This window comes from Paenibacillus hunanensis (genome assembly GCF_014645615.1).
Taxonomy (GTDB): Bacteria; Bacillota; Bacilli; order Paenibacillales; family Paenibacillaceae; genus Saccharibacillus; species Saccharibacillus hunanensis.
On record NZ_BMMB01000007.1, the window covers coordinates 96,429 to 117,884 of the forward strand.

Annotated in this window: 16 protein-coding genes; 11 read left to right on the forward strand and 5 right to left on the reverse strand. The window is 45.4% G+C overall.

Annotated features, from left to right (window positions below; all coding sequences use genetic code 11):
• Positions 1–141 precede the first annotated feature (141 nt).
• The 5 genes from IEX62_RS15960 (at position 142) to helD (ending at position 5,886) form a co-directional block, all read left to right on the forward strand.
• Positions 142–1,287 (forward strand): FUSC family protein, encoded by a 1,146-nt coding sequence (locus IEX62_RS15960; RefSeq protein ID WP_188776538.1) that lies wholly within the window; start codon positions 142–144, stop codon positions 1,285–1,287.
• Positions 1,288–1,371: 84 nt separating this feature from the next.
• Positions 1,372–1,815: a MarR family winged helix-turn-helix transcriptional regulator gene (locus tag IEX62_RS15965; RefSeq protein WP_188776539.1), complete on the forward strand. Its 444-nt coding sequence runs from the start codon at positions 1,372–1,374 to the stop codon at positions 1,813–1,815.
• 84 nt (positions 1,816–1,899) lie between these two features.
• Entirely contained in the window at positions 1,900–2,232 is a 333-nt protein-coding gene (locus tag IEX62_RS15970) for a four-helix bundle copper-binding protein (protein WP_188776540.1), read from the forward strand.
• 361 nt (positions 2,233–2,593) lie between these two features.
• Positions 2,594–3,337 (forward strand): type I methionyl aminopeptidase, encoded by a 744-nt coding sequence (map, locus tag IEX62_RS15975; protein ID WP_188776541.1) that lies wholly within the window; start codon positions 2,594–2,596, stop codon positions 3,335–3,337.
• 191 nt (positions 3,338–3,528) lie between these two features.
• The gene (gene helD / locus IEX62_RS15980) at positions 3,529–5,886 is read left to right on the forward strand and encodes an RNA polymerase recycling motor HelD (protein WP_188776542.1); all 2,358 of its coding nucleotides are present in this window, start codon (positions 3,529–3,531) and stop codon (positions 5,884–5,886) included.
• A 300-nt stretch (positions 5,887–6,186) separates the two neighbouring features.
• Here helD and IEX62_RS15985 read toward each other — a convergent pair whose 3' ends face one another.
• Positions 6,187–7,128, reverse strand: a complete 942-nt coding sequence (locus IEX62_RS15985; RefSeq protein WP_188776543.1) for a helix-turn-helix transcriptional regulator — start codon at positions 7,126–7,128, stop codon at positions 6,187–6,189.
• Positions 7,129–7,445: 317 nt separating this feature from the next.
• Between IEX62_RS15985 and yicI the strand changes: the two genes are divergently transcribed.
• Positions 7,446–9,764, forward strand: coding sequence for an alpha-xylosidase (gene yicI / locus IEX62_RS15990; RefSeq protein WP_188776544.1), 2,319 nt, complete (start codon positions 7,446–7,448; stop codon positions 9,762–9,764).
• A 618-nt stretch (positions 9,765–10,382) separates the two neighbouring features.
• Positions 10,383–10,835, forward strand: coding sequence for a GyrI-like domain-containing protein (locus IEX62_RS15995; protein WP_188776545.1), 453 nt, complete (start codon positions 10,383–10,385; stop codon positions 10,833–10,835).
• Positions 10,836–11,003: 168 nt separating this feature from the next.
• On the opposite strand, the gene IEX62_RS16000 is transcribed toward IEX62_RS15995, so the two are convergent.
• The 3 genes from IEX62_RS16000 to fsa form a co-directional block, all read right to left on the reverse strand.
• Positions 11,004–12,413 carry an MFS transporter gene (locus IEX62_RS16000; protein WP_229685852.1) on the reverse strand — a complete coding sequence of 470 codons (1,410 nt, stop codon included), beginning with the start codon at positions 12,411–12,413 and terminating at the stop codon, positions 11,004–11,006.
• A 57-nt stretch (positions 12,414–12,470) separates the two neighbouring features.
• On the reverse strand, positions 12,471–12,902 hold the full coding sequence (locus tag IEX62_RS16005) for a MarR family winged helix-turn-helix transcriptional regulator (RefSeq protein WP_188776546.1): 432 nt from the start codon (positions 12,900–12,902) through the stop codon (positions 12,471–12,473).
• A gap of 228 nt (positions 12,903–13,130) precedes the next feature.
• Complete coding sequence (gene fsa, locus IEX62_RS16010; protein WP_188776547.1) at positions 13,131–13,811, reverse strand: fructose-6-phosphate aldolase; 681 nt, start codon at positions 13,809–13,811, stop codon at positions 13,131–13,133.
• Positions 13,812–14,678: 867 nt separating this feature from the next.
• On the opposite strand from fsa, the gene IEX62_RS24035 reads away from it, so the two are divergent.
• From IEX62_RS24035 to IEX62_RS16030, 4 genes are all read left to right on the forward strand, one after another.
• A complete protein-coding gene (locus IEX62_RS24035; RefSeq protein ID WP_188776548.1) occupies positions 14,679–15,560 on the forward strand; it encodes a methyl-accepting chemotaxis protein in 882 nt (293 codons plus the stop codon).
• 348 nt (positions 15,561–15,908) lie between these two features.
• Complete coding sequence (locus IEX62_RS16020) at positions 15,909–16,613, forward strand: uracil-DNA glycosylase (RefSeq protein WP_188776549.1); 705 nt, start codon at positions 15,909–15,911, stop codon at positions 16,611–16,613.
• Positions 16,614–16,897: 284 nt separating this feature from the next.
• On the forward strand, positions 16,898–18,286 hold the full coding sequence (gene fumC, locus IEX62_RS16025; RefSeq protein WP_188776550.1) for a class II fumarate hydratase: 1,389 nt from the start codon (positions 16,898–16,900) through the stop codon (positions 18,284–18,286).
• Between the two features lie 522 nt (positions 18,287–18,808).
• Positions 18,809–19,588 carry a type 2 periplasmic-binding domain-containing protein gene (locus tag IEX62_RS16030; protein WP_188776551.1) on the forward strand — a complete coding sequence of 260 codons (780 nt, stop codon included), beginning with the start codon at positions 18,809–18,811 and terminating at the stop codon, positions 19,586–19,588.
• Between the two features lie 202 nt (positions 19,589–19,790).
• Here the strand turns inward: IEX62_RS16030 and IEX62_RS16035 are convergent, their stop codons facing one another.
• Positions 19,791–20,996, reverse strand: a complete 1,206-nt coding sequence (locus tag IEX62_RS16035; RefSeq protein WP_188776552.1) for a S8 family peptidase — start codon at positions 20,994–20,996, stop codon at positions 19,791–19,793.
• Positions 20,997–21,456 lie beyond the last annotated feature (460 nt).

A 21,456-nucleotide genomic window follows, 5' to 3' on the forward strand; every position in this document is an offset into this window, starting at 1 on the left:
AGTACGATATGATGATTGCATTTTCCGTATATTCGTATGAAAGAAATGCAGTCTGTCCTATGCGCGCTATGATGACGTGCATAGGTGTAGACTGCCAACACAGCTTATGATCTACTACTCGGTTCTAAAGGAGGAACATCCGTGAACTTCGGAGCCCGCATGCTGAAGACCGGTATCGCGGTCACGCTTGCCCTATATGTAAGCTCCTGGCTCGATTTAAAACCACCTGTGATTGCGGCGATTGCTGCCATTTTTGCAATGCAGCCTTCGATTTATCGCTCGTTTCGCTATTTTCTAGATCAGATTCAGACCAATACACTGGGCGCTATTCTTGCTTTACTGGGTGGGATGGTATTTTCTAACGATCCGATTGCGGTTGGTTTGATGTGTATTGTCGTCATCATGATCTGTCTACGCTTGAATATGGGCGATACGATCGGATTGACGCTCGTCACCGTTATTTCGGTGATGGAAGTATCGGGTATGGGACAATGGCAGTTTGCGTTGAATCGATTTACACTCAGTATTATTGGGATTGTGTCTGCATTTCTTATTAACGTGCTCGTTGCGCCGCCCAAGCCATTAGAGCAATTTAAGTCACAGATTGAAGGTACATTTTCAAAAATGTCGCTACTGCTACGTACAGCGGTATCGGATGAGATTAAGGAAGCTGTATTTCGTGATGAAAAGCGTGCACTGGAAGGCTCGATTCAATCGTTGTCCGATAAGTACAATCTGATGGAGGAAGAGCTTGGTAAGTTGAATCGTCCATCAATGACGACGCAGCGTCACCTGGTTGTGAATAAGCAGATGGTCACAACGCTGCGAAAAGGAATGGACGTGCTGACGGCAATTGAGCAGCATTATTTTCAGGCGGAGCGAAGTCCCGAGATTGACGAATATTTCGACTCCCATCTGGAAAAGCTGATCAAATTCCATGAGCACATCCTGCTCAAATCCGATAACAAAATTAAAAATAACGGTAGCGAGGCGACAGAAGTCGACGCTGCCAATGACAAATTTTTGGATACGATGATCGAGCGGTATCAGCAAAACTTTGGCGGTGTGCTACGTTTGTCGATCGTAGCCGCAGTCATGTATGATTATGGTTACCAGCTGGAGCGATTGAATCGACTGGTTGACCATGTGAATGGCTCTTCTGGACGTGATAAGGATCATTCCAAAGATGACGATTCTGCTCAGAAGCTTCATGAGGAGCTGCAATCCGATGCAGAAGCGCGCTCCAAGCGCTCCAGAAGGAGCTTTCCAACCTGGCCCTGGAAGTGATATCTCGGGCCAGGCTCATCTACTATTTTACATTTAAAATTAAAACTAAAAATTAAGTATTCGGTTTAAAGGAGATCGACGGGAATGATCAATGGGATCCCATACGAATTAGAAAAGTCTATCGGTTACAAACTTACAATTGCTTCACGCCTTGCAAGTAATCGCCTTAATCAGCAGTTTCGCGATGCCGGTTATCCAGTAACTTATGAGCAATGGATACTCGTTTCCTATTTGTGGAAACGCGATGGCCAGACGCAAAACCGTTTAGCTCGCTTATCACGCAAGGATCAGCCGAGCGTATCCAGGCTGATTGACAATATGATTCGTCGGGGAATGGTCATTCGCGTCCCCCATCCAGACGATCGTCGTACCAATCTGATCTATCTGACGGATTATTGTCGCAGTATTCTGGATGATCTAGCTGCCAAGGCGTACCAGACGATTGAAGAAATTTTCAAAGGCTTTACCTCGGAGGAACGCGAATTCACAGCGAAAATGATCGATCGTATCATCAAAAACATGGATTGAATATTTGCCCCTACCGTTATCTTTTTGCCATTATGGTTAAATTTATGATGATGGCCAATAAGAAAACAACAGGAGGGACAAGCGATGATATCAACCGAGGAAAGACAACGCTGCATCGAAGCTTGTATGGAATGTGTGGTGGCCTGTAACAACTGCTACGTATCCTGTCTGGGAGAAGAACATGTCGATATGATGCGCGAATGCATCCGACTCGACCGTGAATGCGCAGATATATGCCAGCTTGCGATCAAGGCAATGAGCTCCAATAGCCCGTATATGAAGCAAATTTGCGAACTATGCGCCCAAATCTGCGAAGACTGCGCTCAGGAATGTGGCAAACATCAGCATGATCACTGCCAACGCTGTGCTGAAGCATGTCGTCACTGCGCAGAAGCCTGTCGCAGCATGGTTGCCTGAGTACAGATCCAGTCTAGTCTCTTTAAAGAACGCATCGGTACATGCACGAATAACGCAAAAACAATAATGCTACAGCATCCACTTGAGAGGTATTCAAGCAATATGATATTTCTTATGTAAGGTATCGATTCCATAGCGATAGGCTTGTAAAAGATACTATAAGGATACTACTGAGGTAGCATTATAAAAGCATAATAAGAAAGTCGAATAGTATGAAAAAGGAGCCTATAATCAGATGAATGTATCTGTTTATGAGCTCCTTTTTATATGACTCAACACCTAACTTACACCCATCCCCCGTGCAAAACCCTCTATAATAGAGTATAGTAGAATATGATGTTGACGGAAAAGGAGATTACTTATGATTGCAAAAACAGAACAGGATATTGAAGGATTAAAGAAAATTGGCAAAGTCGTTGCGATCATTCGCGACGAACTCAAAAATATGGCACAGCCCGGCGTGCGTACGATCGATCTGGATCGCCGTGCTGGTGAATTGTTTGAACAATACGGTGCAATCTCTGCACCCAAATCAACCTATGACTTCCCAGGCTATACCTGTATTAGCATCAATGAAGAGGTAGCGCATGGCATTCCTGGCGATCGTGTGATTCAAGAGGGCGATCTGGTGAATGTTGACGTATCGGCTTCGCTGGATGGTTATTTTGCAGATACAGGCGTATCGTTTGTCGCTGGTAAAGGTGATCCGAAGCTGGAAGCACTCTGCGATGCCTCCATTCAAGCATTTGATGCAGCGATGAAAAAGATCAAAGCAGGCTCCAAACGCAGCAATGCAGGTAAAGCAAGCCATAATACCGCGCGCAAGCTCGGTTTTACCGTGATTACGAACCTGACCGGTCATGGTATCGGCAAATCACTGCATGATGATCCAGAATATATTTTGAGCTATTATGATCCAACGGATAATGATCTATGGAAGGAAGGCAGCGTGATCGCCTTTGAACCCTTCGTTTCGACCAAAGCCGAGGAAGTATATGAATCCGGTGATGGCTGGACATTGAAAACCGATGATGGTAGCTATGTTGCACAATATGAGCATACCCTGATTATTACCAAGGGTGAGCCGATCATTTTGACCCGATAATATTGAAAAAGCCGCATGACAGAAGTGAAATCTCCGTCGTGCGGCTTTGTTATTTGCAAATATGAAAAAAAAGTCGTAAAATAAAAAATGCTCTGCCTAAAAGCAGAACAGTTCGGTTCATTTATATACTCATGAATCATAACATACATGATAGAGATTTGTCAATAGATAATTTAGGAGGGGATGGCAGTATGGCAACGGAGGAGCAGGATTGGAAAATAGAGCAGCAACGTGTAGATGACGTGACTGCCAAGATCAATCGCAAAATGTCCGTACTTGAACAGGAGGTTGGTGAGAGCCGCGGCGATGTAGTCGGTATGCGGAAGGACTTCTGGGACGAGGTTTCGATTAACTTTAGTGAGCAGGATGATGTAGGTGAGACATCCACCAGCTTGCGTCAGCAATCGCAGGTTCTGTCCGAGCTGGAGCTGAGTCACCGTCGTTCTAGCCTTACGCTTGATAAGCTACGTCGCTTGTCCAGCTCCCCTTATTTTGGACGGATTGATTTTCGGGAGCAGGGACAGGAGCAGACTGAGCGTATTTATCTAGGAATCGGTTCATTTTTAGATGATAACGAAGAGGACTTCTTGATCTATGACTGGCGTGCGCCTGTATCGAGCCTGTATTACGATGGTGCACCCGGGCATGCTACGTATCGCACACCGGTAGGTAGCATTGAAGGTGAGATGGAGCTGAAGCGACAATTTGTTATTCGGGATGCGGAGATCAAGGTACTGTTTGATACAGGTGTGACGATTGGCGATGAGCTATTGCAGCAAGTACTGAGTCACAGCGCAGATAACCAGATGAAAAATATCGTCGCTACCATTCAAAAGGAACAAAATAACGTTATTCGTAACGATAAGAGTCGAATGCTGATCGTGCAGGGAGCGGCAGGAAGTGGTAAAACGTCTGCTGCGCTGCAACGTGTTGCATATTTGTTATATCGCTATCGGGATAGCCTGCGCGCTGATCAGATGGTGCTCTTTTCACCCAACTCGATGTTTAACAGCTATGTGTCGACCGTTTTGCCAGAGCTGGGCGAAGAGAATATGCTGCAAACGACCTTTCAAGCATATTTGGAAATCCGAATCGGGCGTGAATTCGATCTGGAGGACGTATTTTCACAGATGGAATACCTGTTGGCCTGGTCAGATGATGATGGACATCCGGCACGTGTGAAGGGGATTCGCTACAAGTCGTCACTGGATTACTTCCGTGCCATTCGACGTTATGCTGAATTGCTGCTACAGGATGGAATGAAGTTCAGATCGGTTCGTTTTCAAGGACATGAGATCGTATCGTCTCAGCAAATGCAGGAGAAGTTCTATAGCTACGATCCGGCTGTGAAGCTGGGGAATCGGATGGAGCTGATGCGTGATTGGCTGCTCAAGGAAGTGAATGAGTTTGGGCGCCGCGAGCGCAAGGAGCCGTGGGTAGAGGAGCAGATTCAGATGCTCACAACGGACGACTATCATCGCGCGTATACGATGATGCGACGCAAGCAGAAGAACAAGACTGTCTCCTTTGACGATTTCCAATTAGAAACGGAAATGGCAGCACGGATGGTAGTGAACAACTGGCTCAAGCCGCTGCGTAAATGGGTGAAACGTCTGCGTTTTATCGATCTGGGTGGACTGTATCGTCGTTTATTTGAAGATGCGGAATGGTTCCAGCGCATTAACAATGGGGCACTGCCAGACGGCTGGGAGGAATTTGCTCCACAGACAGTTAACCGCATACGTCAGGGCGAACTCGGCTATGAGGATGCAACGCCCTATCTGTATTTAAAAGAACAGCTACAGGGCTTCCGCTCTAACACAGCGATCAAGCATATTATCGTCGATGAGGTGCAGGATTATTCACCATTCCAGCTTGAATTCATGAAGCGCCTGTTTCCACGTGCACGCATGACTGCACTTGGTGATCTGAACCAGGCGATCTACAGCCATAATTCTGTGTTCGATGAAGAAGAGCCACTGATGGAGCTATACGGACGTGAGCAGACGGAGCTTATTCGCCTCACACGTAGCTATCGTTCGACCTATGAAATCGTCGATTTCACACGAGCCATGCTACCGGGTGGCGAGCAGATTATTCCATTCAATCGACGCGGTCATAAGCCTGTTGTCGCCTTGTATGACGATCGTGAGGATATGCATCAAGAGATCGTGCGTAATATTCACGAGCTACAGCAGCAAGGCTATCAGTACACCGCGATCATTTGTAAAACCGAGAGCGAGTGCACACAAGCCTATGAAGCACTCAAGGATCAGATCACGATGCGCAAAATGACCAAGAACACGCCCGTATTCGAAAAGGGAACGATCATCATCCCAGCCTACCTGGCAAAAGGCGTCGAATTCGACGCTGTTATCCTGTACAACGCATCCGCCGATCAATACCATCGTGAAGCCGAGCGCAAGCTATTCTACACTGCCTGCACTCGCGCCATGCACCTGCTCTATGCTTACTCTGTCGGCGAAGTCACACCATTCATCAGCAATGTCGATGCACAGCTGTACGAACAAAACGACTACCGAGGTTGATGGAAGGCAAACAGTCTAAAGGTAATATCGAATATAACGTACAGGTCTATGCTTACGCTGAGCTACAGCTTTGGAAGCGAGTATGGAAGATCACAGAGCAATAATATAAATTCAACTAAACAGGCAGAACTTCTACATCATAAATGTAGGAAGGCTGCCTGTTTTTGTTGTATCCTCGTGTATTCAATTGAGTACTACTCATTAGTTTGATGTGAACAATAACTACAAGCGATCCATACTGAATGGAGGTGGAGGTTCACTTATCCCTAGCCTATTACTCTCAGCGCATTATAAAAGCAGTTATTTCAACCCGGCATCCACCATCAACTCTGTCGTTCTTCCCGCATACAACCGATGCAGCTCCTTCCGATACTGTGAAGGCGTACACCCATGATGCTGCTTGAATACCGATATAAAATAGCTCAAGCTATCAAACCCAACCTCCAGTGAAATGTCCACAATTTTACGATCACTGCTTTTCAGCAAACGACATGCCTGCTGCGTCCGATAGCGATTAATATAATCAATCGGACTTTTCTGCGTCATACTTTTAAAAAAGCGGCAAAAGTGCCCTTCGCTCATATTCACCTGCTCTGACAACTCCCGTAATCGCAGTGGCTGTCCATAATGTTCATGAATATGACCAAGCACCGTCTTCAAGCGCTCAATGCGATCATACGCAATAGCAGGCGCAGGCTCGCGCTGATGATCCATATGCTCATACATCATGCTAATGATCAGACATAGGTACGCCTTCGTCGTTAACTCATAGGCTACAGGTCTGTTCAGATTCACATGCACAATCTGCTGGAGCAATCGCAGCATATCCTGCTGCCAGTGCGCAGCCCCATCGATATGCAGCAGGGCATGGGTATCGCGTGACAGCAGTGGATCAAGATAACTTGCCTGAATCGTATCATACGAGCTGCTATCGAGCAGCGACATGCCAAATACAATCGCCGCAAAGCTACACACACTATCATCGATCTGATATGCCGTATGAATCTCACCACTATTCACGAAGATCGCTTCCCCGGCATTCACCACACAGCTTACAGCACCTACTTGGAAAAGCGCTTTTCCCTCCGTAACGATAATAAATTCCGGTTCCTCATGCCAGTGACACTCCAAAATAATATCATCATGCAAATTACCCATCTCATAAATGCTAACTGGATACATCAGACTACCATGAATCCGATCCTCACGCAGCCGCTCACGTAATGGCTCAAAGCTTTGCATTATTCATTCCCCCTGATCATGCACGATGCGTATAGTATTGATTGATTACTACTTGCTCGCCCTGCGTATCTGTGCTTAGTCTGTCATTGATCAAACGATTCCGCATCGTGTCATTCAGCTAAGCTCGGAGTCTTAATCTTTGAACAGATCTAACGATCTCACATCATACCATCAACGATCAAAATTTTAATACTTTTCATCAAAATAAAAGAAGAAAAGCGCTTTCTTAATCAATATCATTATACACATAGACAAATACAACAAACAAATCACCACCCGATCGACTAGCAAACGAAATGCTGGAAAGGACGAAAACGATGAAATTTACTGATGGCTACTGGATGACTCGAAAAGGCTATACGATGCAGCACCCTATGGATATTCGCGATATCGTGCGTAAAGGAGATGAAGTGACTCTTTACGCCGCAACTAAGCGCATCGAGCGTAAGGGCGATACCCTGAATGGTACGCTGCTCAAGGCGACACTAAGCTCCCCTATACCGAATGTAATCAAAGTCACGCTGAATCATCATAAAGGCGGTGTTGTCCAATCGCCACAGTTTGAGCTGACATCGCTGGATACGACTATTCAGGTGGAAGATAACGAGCAGCATATGACCCTTCAAAGCGGTGAGATCAAAGCAACCGTACAGAAAAATAAAGGCTGGAACATTAGCTTTGATTATGGCGATCGTCATCTGACAGGCAGTGTGCATCGTGGACCAGGCTATATCAATGGGCCGGAGGATAGCGTATTTTTCCGTGAGCAGTTAGAGCTGGGGGTAGGCGAATATATTTATGGACTCGGCGAGCGCTTTACCCCGTTTGTGAAAAATGGACAGACCGTCGACATCTGGAATGAGGATGGCGGTACAAGCAGTGAGCAGGCGTACAAAAATATTCCATTTTACCTGTCCAGCCGTGGATATGGAGTATTCGTCAATCATCCAGAGCGTGTATCGTATGAGATCGCTTCGGAAAATGTATCCAAAGTGCAGTTCAGCGTAGAAGGCGAGACACTGGAATACTTTATTATCGGCGGTAGCAATCCGAAGGAAGTGCTGGATAACTACACAACGCTGACAGGTAAGCCCGCCCTGCCACCCGCATGGACATTTGGCTTATGGCTGACCACATCGTTTACGACGGATTATGACGAAGCGACGGTGAATCATTTTGTAGATGGGATGGCGGAGCGGGATCTGCCATTGTCAGTTTTCCATTTTGACTGCTTCTGGATGCGTGAATACCAGTGGTGCGATTTTAAATGGGATGAGCGCATGTTCCCCGATCCAGAAGGCATGCTCAAGCGCCTTAAAGACAGAGGGCTGAAAATCTGCGCCTGGATTAATCCGTATATCGCCGAGAAGTCATACCTGTTCGACGAAGGCATGGAGCATGGCTACCTGGTGAAGCGTGCAGACGGAAGCGTATGGCAGTGGGATATGTGGCAGGCAGGAATGGCATTAGTGGACTTTACCAATCCAGCAGCCGTAGAGTGGTATCAATCCAAGCTGAAGGTGCTGATCGATCAAGGAGTGGATTCCTTCAAAACTGACTTCGGCGAACGCATTCCAACCGATGTCGTATACTACGATGGCTCCGATCCGGTGAAAATGCATAACTACTACACCTTCCTGTATAACAAAGTCGTATTCGAGCTGCTGGAAGAACAGCTCGGTGTGAATGAGGCGGCATTATTCGCACGCTCGGCAACCGTTGGTGGACAGCAATTCCCGGTACACTGGGGCGGTGATTGCTCCTCTACATTTGAATCGATGGCAGAATCACTACGTGGTGGACTGTCGCTCGGCGTGTCTGGCTTTGGCTTCTGGAGCCATGACATTTCCGGCTTCGAAATGACAGCTGCGCCATCGGTATATAAACGCTGGGTACAGTTCGGTATGCTGTCCTCTCATAGCCGTCTGCATGGCAATGAGTCGTACCGTGTACCCTGGTTATTTGACGAGGAATCTGTCGATGTATTACGCAAATTTACCAAGTTAAAATGCTCGTTGATGCCTTATCTGTTCGATGCGGCTGTAACGGCTACTCAAACTGGTGTACCAATGATGCGCCCCATGGTGCTCGATTTCCATCATGATTTTGCAACGCACACACTGGATCGCCAGTACATGTTCGGAGATTCCCTGCTCGTCGCTCCTATTTTCAATGAGCATGGCGAAGCAACCTATTACGTACCGGCAGGCAAATGGACAAATCTGCTGACTGGCGACATCGTAGAGGGTGGACGCTGGATGCAGGAAACGTTCGATTATATGAACCTGCCTCTGCTCGTCAAACCAGGTAGCCTGATCGCCTTTGGCGCGGAGGATAGCAAGCCAGATTACAACTATGCCGATGGCATTCAGTTCCATCTGTTCGAGCTTGAAGCTGGACAAACAGCTAACGCACAGATCGTAACCATAAACGGTGAAGCTGCTGGCAATGTAACCGCAGCACGTACTGGCAATACCATCGAATTCAAAGCAACTGGCTCCATCACCAACTGGTCAATCGTCCTGCGCGGCATTTCCAACGTAGCCTCAACGACAGGCGGCTCATCCACGACCAGCGAACAAGGCACCCTCATCACCGCAGAGCAAGGTTCAACCACGATTCGCATTGAGCTGTAAGTGTTGCTTAATATGCTTAATGAATTGTAGTCGGTATAATAATTTTGAATCTATGAATCTATGAAGTAAATGAACAAGCTACTAGACATAAAAAGGCACGACACGAAAAGACAGCTACTGCTTTATACGCAGGCTGTCTTTTTCGCAGTGTAATTAAATGTATACTATAGAACTCACTACTCTAATTTGATCATAATAAAGATCGTACAAAACATGCTACTCCCACCTGGCTGCTTATTTTGTTGTGAGCAGCACGGAACGGAGGGAAGGAAATAAGGGAAAAGGACGCTTTGCAGTGTTAGCGATGTTCTAACACGGGGTTCAATAAGAAGTGATTTTTGCTAAGCAAAATATCTTACTTTTTTAGAGCTGAGGAATCTACCTTTACTCTTAATCCAGTAGATTCCTCGGCTCCACCGAAGGACGTTCCCTTATTCCTTACCGAAAGTGATGTTTGCCCCAGCACAAATAATGCACCATCACCCATCATTTCCCCACCAACTGTATAAAAGTTGAAATGAAAGAACGAATGTTCTAAGATAATAGGAAACGCTATGCAAAGAAGTTCATATTAAGTATCGTGTATTGCTCATTACCCATTCACAAGGAGGCTTCATTATGAAACTGTACACCATTCACTCCATCCGCACGAATAACTTCAAAGACACCGAAATGCTGGAAAAGATCCAGGAGGTATGGCAGCAAGCCTATAGTCATCTGGATGGTAGACCCCTAACACTGTATGGTGTGTATCACGATTATGAGAGCGATTACAAGGGTGACTATTCCCTGACTACCGCTATAGCAGAAAGCTACGATGGAGCTACAGCACTGGAGTTGCCCGTTACCGCACAATATCGCGTATTTGAAGCCGCAACCAGTGACCCTCAAGGCGTGATCCAGCAGTGGAAGCAGATCTGGCAGCTGGAAGAGCAGGGCGAGCTGAGTCGTGCCTATACGTTTGACTATGAGCAGTATGAGCCGGATGGACGTATTACGATACATATTGCACTTGCTCCAGAGCTGTCGAGCGAGACGAATACGGACTCCCAGCAACCCGCATCGATTTGAGACAGATCATTGCAAGTGATAAGCAATCCTATAATATAGCTCCATACCATAAATAAATAGCGATACCAAAAAACGACTATCCCATCATAAAGGAGATAGTCGTTTTTCTTTTATTTGAACATTTGTATAAACAACAATTAGCTCAATTGCAATGAGCGTGAATTGGTTTTAGTCCACTTTGATATGGATAGAAGGGCTTTGCTGTGCAGGTGTCTTTTTGGCACGTACCATATAGATTGCACCGATCACAATATATAGCACGATAAAAATGACCGAATAACGATACATCGATGTATAGCTTGTCGCGCTGGCAATCGTACCAAGAATCATTGCGCCAAGGGCGACACCCAGATCAAGCGAGTTAAGGAACATTCCGTTTGCCATGCCGCGTTGATGAGGGTTCACGACTTGGATCATCCATGTTTGCATCGTTGGTTGTAATGCTCCCCAGCCAAGTCCATAACAGAGTGCGGAAGCTAACAAGCCAAGTGTCGAATGTGCCATTGAAAGCAGTAACAGACCCGCGATCAACAGAATCGCACCGGGAACGAGTAAAGCCTTTGGCCCAAAACGATCATACAGCTTACCGGAGAACGGACGAATGAGAATAACGGCAAGAGCATTGAACAGGAAGAAATACCCTGGATTCGCAATATGCGCTTCACTGCCGAACAGAGCGATAAAGCTGACCAATCCACCATACGTTACAGACATCAGAAAATTAAGTAAGCTCGGTAATAACAGCTTGCGTTCAAAGCTGGATGTTTGACGTGATGTCGTGGAGGCTTGGGCTGAAGCAGCGTGTATCGATTGAGCTGCCTGTACAGCCGAATCGTGCTGGCTTGCCGCCATAGCTGCTGGATTAGCAGATGCCTGCGAATCAGCCTGTATAGTTGACTGTTGTGTCGATACAATGCTTTTACGTTGCATCTGTGAGTGATCAGTTTCTTTCGCTCGATGCTTACCTGATATCAGGCTGTAAGCGAGTGGGAACAGAATCATAATAAACAGTGAACCCAGCACAACGAGCGGTGTAAAGCCGTACTGCTTCTCGATCCACATCCCGATCAGCGGACCCATCGACATCGAGATCGTAGTGGATAAGCCAAAATAGCCCATACCTTCACCCATTCGATTACGCGGAATGATATCTGATACCATCGTTGGGAAGGTCGTACTGTACATCCCGAAGCCAAAGCCGAAAATAACACGCATAACTAGCAGTGCAATGATCGAAGCGCTAAAATAATAGCCGACCGTTCCGAGTAGCGCAATCGCCAGCCCACCAAATAAAATGATATTACGTTTCCCTAGCTCCAATGCCTTAGCAGAGAAGAGGCGAGATACGATAGCTGATAACGCCATCAGGCTGGTACACAGACTGACATAAAAGTCACCGGCATTAAAATGCTCCCTCATATAGAGCGGGAGCGAGGATAGAATCATATGCAGATTCAAAAATACAAGCAAATTACATGCGGTTAAGACAAGAAATTCTTTTGTCCACAGACGAGCGACCGGGCCTTTGACAGCTCCGTCAGCTTCCTGTGAGGGGATAGCCGTTTTTGTTTGTTCCATAGTGCAAATCTCCATTTCCTATAAAATACACGGTCGCTTGATCTCAGAGTATCAAGCTTATGCTTCTTCCAAACGTGAGCGTAGCTCATGCAGCAATTGGCTGAGCTGCTCCATATGCTCCGGTGTGATCAGCTCAGCAATTTCCTGATTATGCTGCGCCTCTAGCGCATGAACCTTTTGCATCAGTGCGCGTCCGTCTTCATTTGGATAGACGAGAAAGGCACGGCGGTCATGCGGATCAATCTCTTTACGAATCAGTCCTTTGCGATGCAGTACATCCAGAATACGTGCGGTCGTAGGCTGATCCTTATACGCATGAGCAGCTAGCTCCTTCTGATTCATACCTTCCTGCGCACAAATGTAATACAGCACGCCCCATTGCTCCGGTGTAATATCATATTCCTTCAATTTGGCAGCGAATAGATTACTCACTCTGCGATACGTACTGCCAAGAAGAAAGCCGATCGAATCCAGCTCTTGCAAGGTCATACCTCAAGCTCCTTTCTTCCTTTGCGTAATACAAAAATAGCGTAAAACGACGATCCTGATAATTAGTTGTTAATGCAATTATAATTAATGCAATTAAAATTTGCAATAAAAAAAGCGGGAATCAAAACGATTCCCGCTGGGTGTGTGGTTTCATAAGTGAAGCATACTGTTACTTTCCCCATTGTATTCACCTCGTTAAAAGTGAATCAAGAGAGCTTCAATGGCTTCTTATTTTGTGCTTGCTTCTTCTTTAACTTGATCTTTAGCTTGTGGAACACTTTCCCAGTCTTTCAGGAAGCGCTCGATACCGCTGTCAGTAAGAGGGTGTTTCCACAGTGTAGGAACAAGTGTACCTGGGATTGTTGCGATGTGTGCACCAGCCAGAGCTGCTGCTCTTACGTGCTCCAGGTTACGGATACTTGCTGCAATGATTTCGGATTTCAGACCATAAGTGTCAAGGATTTGACGCAGGTCACGAATCAGTTGCATACCGTCGATACCGATATCGTCCAGACGACCAACGAATGGGCTGATGAAGGTAGCGCCAGCTTTAGCAGCCATCAGGCCTTGAGCTGGAGTAAAGATCAGCGTTACGTTTGTTTTGATGCCTTCTTTGGAAAGCTGGTTACAAGCGTACAGACCTTCTTCAGTCATTGGCAGCTTGATAACGATGTTTGGAGCCCATTTTGCGATTTCGTGAGCTTCTTTCAGCATGCCTTCAGCATCGAGGCTAACAACCTCAGCACTTACAGGACCATCGATGATTTCACAAATTTCGTCAATAACATCTTTAAAAACGCGGCCTTCTTTGGCGATCAGAGATGGGTTAGTTGTTACTCCATCTACGATACCGAGACGAGCGATACGTTTAATTTCGTTAAGGTTACCTGTGTCCAAGAAAAATTTCATTGCTGTCTTCCTCCTCAAAATAGATATATATGGTTTTGCCCTAGCATACGGCAACTTGCCGGCGACAATACACCAGTGCAATCGGGATATGCATATGTGTACATTACCCATAAACAGCCATATGTACACCCCGTGCTGGATGTTTATTTGTGCGTACAAATTGCTTGACACAAGCTGCGATATTCTGCGAGCAGAATAGGGGCGTGCCGGTAAATCTCACGCTGCAAACCGCAAACGTGAAATTAACTATATTTAGTTTTTACCACAATTCCAAACAACATACAATGGGGCTAAGCTTGTTTAACCTGCGCTTTACAAAGAAGCAAAGATAAAACCAAACCAATATGTTGATTTTTACAAAGTGATAAAACTAGATATGGTATAAAAATCGTGATTATGAATGTCAAAATGAGTCTTTCAAAAAAAACTAAAAAATTTTATAGATAACGCTACCATTTTACAATCGATTTTGTATGTATCCTTTTAAGGAATAGAAATGGGTGTCTAGTCTTTTAATAATTAAAGATAATAGAAAAAGACAAACACCTAGTTACTTATCCATTTCTTGCATGAAAGATGATTCACAAATATCATATTACGAAAAATAAATTTGTATGCTATTAAAAATGAGTTGGATTTGGTCGAAATAAATTAAGTAAGTGTATGGACTACAGACGAGCAGAGTTATCTGCGAAAGATCCAGCAAGCTTTGTACATCGTCTTCCTCATGCATAGCTGATTCATCGGTATGCTGGCTTGATACGTTTAAGCATAATGACAGATAGCACGATCTATCTGTTAACATTTGGTGTACAGACTACAGACAAACGATGATCAGAAAGACAGAACAACAGGAGTGATACAACAATGACCCAACAAGGTTATGGTAAAAGCGATGCAAAAGCGATTGAAAACGTTAGTATAGTTGATATGGTTATTGAAAGTATGAAGTATTTTGAGCATGTTGTTGGCGATGACCTGATGCTGGGCGTAACCGATTTGCATGAATTCAAATATTACAAGCCAGCCAAGGAACTTGATCTTGGTCTTCGTCCGGGTACACCGATTGCAAAGGACGATCCAAACCTGAACAATGCCCTGAAAAATGGCGTTATAACGGTGAACCGCGTACCTGCGTCTGCTTATGGCTTTGAACTGGATGCAACGTCGGTACCGCTGAAAGATAGCCACGGAAATATCGTAGGTGCGATTGCTTCAGCGTACACATTACAGCACAATACATTTATGGCGAATGTGACCGTTGATATTGAGAGTATTAGCAAACAGCTTAGCGATATGGTACAGTTGCTGGCAGCGCAGTCTCAGCAATTGTCGGCGACAGCAAGCCAGATTCAAGCGAACACAGGTAAAGCGGTAGAAAACTCCAAAGAGGTTAATCAGGTTACCGGCTTTATCCGCGAAATTTCAGAGCAGACAAATCTGTTAGGTCTGAACGCTGCAATCGAAGCGGCTCGCGTTGGCGAAGCAGGAGCAGGCTTTGGCGTTGTTGCATCTGAAGTGCGCAAGCTATCCGTGGATACGAAAAACGCAACTCAAAACATCGAAAGCTCGCTCGGTAGCGTCCAGCAATCGATTTTGCAAATGGAACGTGAAATTTCTGCTGTAGCGGATTCTTCTACAGAGCAAGCAAGACTTGTGAATGAATTCAGTGAGCTGGTAGATAAGCTAAACAGTGTGAGTCATGACTTTAAGAACTTCATGGAAGTGTTCCTGAATTCTCGCTTGTAATGTTCGGTTTGTAATGTAAAGAAGCCGCTGTAATGCTAGATTGGTGTACTACTCGTCAAGCTCGAATCAGGCTGCTTCATAGGCAATGAGCTAAATAAATAGATAGGCTATCCGTCATCTTTAAACGATTCTCAGGTATAGCAGACAGCAGACTTCATCGGAAGTGAGTAGCTGTATGCTATGCCTGTTTGCTATGTCTATGCGTGTTATACCTGGTATGCTTGTACTGCGAATATGTACTATTTTTGACAGAGACGTTCGTTTTTTTGATAATGGAAACAGAGAATAGTATGGATGAATAAGAGGAATGAGTATGGTTCTTAAAATGGAGAGAAGGGAGCGCTTCGTATGAGCAAAATTTTTCATAATGATTGGGCAGAGGTGCTTGAGCCTGAGCTAGAGAAGCCGTATTATCAGGAATTACGACGTTTCCTTGCGCAAGAGTATCGCTCGACGACGATCTATCCAGACATGTATGACATCTATAATGCGCTTCATTATACACCGTTGTCAGAGGTGAAGGTGGTCATTTTGGGACAAGATCCTTATCATGGACCAGGGCAAGCGCATGGGCTCAGCTTTTCGGTCAAGCCGGGTGTGGCTATTCCACCTTCCCTGCAAAACATTTACCAAGAGCTACACGAGGACATGGGCTGCACAGCGCCACGACATGGCTCGCTTGTGCACTGGGCAGAGCAGGGCGTCCTGCTGCTAAATGCTGTACTTACCGTGCGTCGTGGACAGGCAGCATCACATCAGAACAAGGGCTGGGAAGCCTTTACTGATCGGGTAGTGGAGGCGGTTAATCAGCGTGAAACGCCTGCTGTGTTTATTTTGTGGGGCAGTCATGCTCAGCGCAAAGGGGCGAATATCGACCGTAGTCGTCATTTTATTATTCAGTCTCCGCATCCAAGCCCGCTATCTGCTCATCGTGGATTTTTCGGGAGTCGTCCATTTTCGCGTGCTAATGCCTTTTTACAGCAGCAGGGGATGGAGCCGATCGATTGGTGCGTGCCTGCACAGCCATTGGAAAGAAGTCATTCGCCGCGTTAAAGGCGCTAATACTCAATGGCAAATGAAGCTACATATGTAGGATAATGAAGCAGTACGATGGGATCGTATACAGCATGTTCGCGTTATCAATAGTGCGATACAGCGCGATTATAGTCTGGATAGTCAATCGTATAGTGAATCCGATACGCTAAGCAAGATCCATCTATTTTAACGAAAACAGGTGGATTTTTATACCTTGTAAGCGTTACAATTATAAAGGTTTAACGAAGCCTTGATCCGTGGTACGATAATAGTCGATTCGACCTATAAGGAGGACTTGTTCAGTGGAATACCGTGTAGAGAAAGATACGATTGGTGAAATTCAGGTTCCTGCCGATAAGCTGTGGGGAGCACAAACCCAGCGCAGTAAAGAAAACTTCAAAATCGGTGGCGAAAAAATGCCGGTTGAGGTGATCTATGCTTTTGCAATGCTGAAAAAGGCAGCAGCACTGGCGAATGAGCAGCTTGGTAAGCTGTCTGCGGATAAAGCAGATGCAATTGTAAAAGCAGCTGACGAGATTATGACAGGACAATGGAATGAGCACTTCCCGCTTGTCGTATGGCAAACTGGAAGCGGCACACAGTCCAATATGAACGTCAATGAAGTTATCGCTCATCGTGGTAATCAACTGCTGGAGCAAGCAGGCAAAAGCGATCGTCTGCATCCAAACGACGATGTGAACATGTCGCAAAGCTCCAATGATACATTCCCGACTGCACTCCATGTAGCAGGTGTACTGGCAGTTGAAAATGATCTGCTGCCTGCGATCACCAAGCTACAGGATACATTGATGAACAAATCCAAGGAATTTATGAACCTGATCAAGATCGGTCGTACCCATCTACAGGATGCAACGCCGCTCACACTTGGTCAGGAAATTAGCGGCTGGGAAGCGATGCTGCACAAAACTAGCCGTATGATTCTGCACAGCTCCAGCGAAATGAAGGAGCTAGCGATCGGCGGTACAGCAGTAGGGACAGGCATTAATGCTCATCCAGACTTTGGTCGCCTCGTTGCTGAGAAGATCGCTGATATGACGGGTAAAATGTTCGTCTCCGCTCCAAACAAATTCCATGCACTCACCAGTCATGACGAAGTAGTGTACGCACACGGCGCTCTGAAGGCGCTGGCAGCCGATCTGATGAAGATTGCCAATGATGTGCGCTGGCTGGCAAGCGGCCCTCGTAGCGGTCTAGGAGAGCTGACGATCCCTGCCAATGAGCCAGGTAGCTCGATCATGCCAGGTAAAGTCAATCCAACTCAATCCGAAGCGATGACTATGGTCGTTACTCAGGTTATGGGGAATGATGCTACAATCGGCTTTGCAGCGAGTCAGGGTAATTTTGAGCTGAACGTATTCAAGCCAGTAATTATCTACAACTTCCTGCAATCCGTACGCCTGCTAGCCGATTCGATCATTTCGTTTAATGATCATTGTGCGGTAGGGATCGAAGCGAATGTGGACAAAATCCAGTTCAATCTGGACAATTCACTGATGCTCGTTACGGCATTGAATCCGTACATCGGTTATGAAAATGCTGCGAAAATCGCCAAGCATGCACATAAGGAAGGCTTGTCTCTGCGTGAAGCAGCACTGCAAAGTGGTCTGCTGACAGAGGAGCAATTCGACGAATATGTTGTACCTTCCAAAATGATTCACCCTAAAGCTTAATTGATCCTCAACAGGAGGATATGGAGACGTGCCTATTGTCTATACACATCGCCATATTTCCAAATGAGGCTTAGCTTGATTCACAAATGAAAATAATAAGCAAGTAAACAGGCAGGTCTGATGAGGGTATCCATTACAATCGTCGGGCTTGCCTGTTTATTTTGTTACAAAATGAGTAACGCAAAGATGGACTTGAACTCCTATCGGGACACAATCTGCTCACAATCTCTTGCCAAAAGGTGAAACGTGCTATACAATGACTTTATTAATTGAAGATGATAATCATTATCAATTAAGGGAAGTAAATAAAATTGGTGTGATGAGTCGCGACATGCAAGCGCCCATCTATATAAACTCCGGTAAGCAATACGTATACAACACAGCTTCATTTGTACTAATAAAATACGGTGCTGTACCTGGCGAGCCAGAGCAGAATATAGAAGAAGGACGCCATATAGATCAAGGGTCGGATCGATTTCGGCTCATATGTATTGGCCTATGCGCCATAGAAGGAGGAGTTTGATGAGTATCTTTTCGGAGCATCTGTCCCATTTGAGCGAGCAGCTAAGGCATGATCCTTCCGTTTTGGCTCTGCTTTTAGCAGGAGAGGAAGGCAGCTATAGTGGGGCTGCGGGTACAGAGCTGAATGTGATCATTGTGGTGTCAGATGAGGAATTTGAAGCACGTCTACAGGATGGACGTTTGCATTATAAAATGACAGATCCTGCTGTAGAGGATACACAGATTACAGGGCGCTACATTTCCCCACGTTATCTGCAAAAGGTAGCACGAGCAGGTAGTGAACCGGCGCGCTTTGCTTTTATGGGTGCAGTGATCGTGTTCTCTGATTTACCTGAATTACGCAGCCTGATCAACGAGATTACCGAGTATCCATTACATCTCAAGCAGGCGAATATCAATCGGTTCTATGCCCAATTTGAGGCATGGTATCTGGAGTGTAAGCGTGCGCTCGTTCAGCAGGAGCATTATGTACTGCATCAGTCGATTATGAATCTGCTATTATTCGGTGGACGCCTTATTCTCGCTCATAACGAGATGCTATATCCCGGGCAAAAGCTGCTAGTACATATGCTGGAGCACGCGCAGCGCAAGCCTGAACAGCTCCTATCCGCTATGCAATCCTTGATGGTGACACCGTCAGAGATGTGTCTGGAACGTCTGTATCGGCAAGTTCGAGATTACCGTAACTGGGTCAATGAAGAGCTGAACTGGACAGATTATGTGATCATGGACAATGAAATGCAGTGGCTCCGTCAGAGTGTATCGGTCGGTGATATTTAACCGCTTGATTAGATATAGCTGCACAATAAAAGCCCGCTTCCCTCAATAATCGTTGTTGAGGAAAGTGGGTTTTTGTACAATCTCTGTTATATTGTATGATTTTCATCATAATAAGAAATGCAGGTCATTTATTTAGCTTCGATTAGCGTAAAGCGTGTGTTGACTGGTACAGGTAGGGGATAGGATCGTAGGGGGTACGATCTTATTTTGCAGTAGCTCCATCAAATACATGCTGGAAGCTGATCATGCCATTACCATAAATATTGTCCTTGCCTGGTGTGCCGAGATCGACACTGTTTTGCTCGATCAGGCTGCGTAGCTGGTCATTAGTTAATTGTGGATAAGCTTGTTTTAACACTGCCGCCATACCACTTACAAATGGAGCGGCAACCGAAGTACCGTCACGCAGTTCATATTTGCCTGTGCTAGCTGTGCTTACGATGTGCGCGCCAGGTGCAGTTACATCAACTTCAGGGCCTGTCGCCGAGAATGTTGGACGAGACAGACTATCATCAATAGCGGCTACAGCGATCACATTGTTAGCCTTAGCTGGAAACTCTACCGTATCCTGCTGTACATCAGCTGTACCCTTGTTACCTACAGCAGCGATGAGGAGAATGCCCTGATCATGTGCCGTTTGAAGCATTTGTTGAACGGCTGGTGAAGCTTGTGGGAATGCGATCGACATATTCACGATATCCATTTTATTCTGGATGGCCCAGTTCAGACCTTCAGCTAATTGCTCTGTCGAGCCATTTCCTTGATTATCCAAAATTTTAACAGCATACAGGCTTGCATCCGGTGCTTCACCGATCAGACCTTTGCCGTTATTTTGTGCTCCGATAATGCCGGCAACGAATGTTCCGTGACCGTTATCGTCCGCGTAGGAGGAGGTGTAATCAACGACCGATACGCCACCTGCGATCTTGAGATCGGAGTGATTGGAGATGCCTGTATCGAGAATAGCTACCTTCACACCTTTGCCTGTATAGCCCTTTTGTAGAGCGAGCTGAGCATCAACGGTGCCATAACCCCAAGACGCTTGTTCATTGCCCTGTACCGTGATAGCTTTAACATCAGGTGTGAACGCTTGTGCTGCGGAAGCATACGTAACGCTTGGCTCAATGCTGACGATGCCAGAGGTTTGAGCAAGCTGCTCCTTTTGCTTGTCATTCAAGCTTAATGCTGCCATGTCCAGATGATTGAAAAATTCAGTGTGTCCTGCTCCGGAAACATTAGCAATAGCTTCCTTTGCCTGGATCGTGGAATATTGAACGAGATAGCGTTGTTCGGTAGATGTATGATTAGAATAATGAAATCCTACAATTGCAGCGGATAGAATAGGAATAAGAATGGTTGCAGATACGGCCGATTTTTTCCAGGTTTTAAAAAGGTTAAAACTTTTCATTAATAATATAGCTCCTCGCAAGTGTGGGTATAAGGATTTAAGTCTTATTACCCATAAATCATCTTATTAATCAGTAATTTCTATTAAATTATAACTTTTTTCGACACAATAAGCAATAATTAATATTATTTGTAATATTTTGTCGTAATATATGAAAGTAAAGCGAATTTTCGATACTTTTATTATGTACATATATATTCAATGAGTTATAAGAAGAAGTGAAGGGAGACCTATAGAAGGTGTCGTATTAAAAAATGGCTAGTATGCGGATGATAAAATCCATTTCGATAACTAATATTTTATAATCTGAACTAAATTTTCTATCAATATATAGGATTTTACGTTCCTATTGCTTGAATGGAGACAATACACTTTTAAAATGTAGATATAAAGGTACAAAAGCAACAGAGTGCTATTAGTACTAGGCTTAGACAAGAACTGCTTTCGAGATAAATAAGCC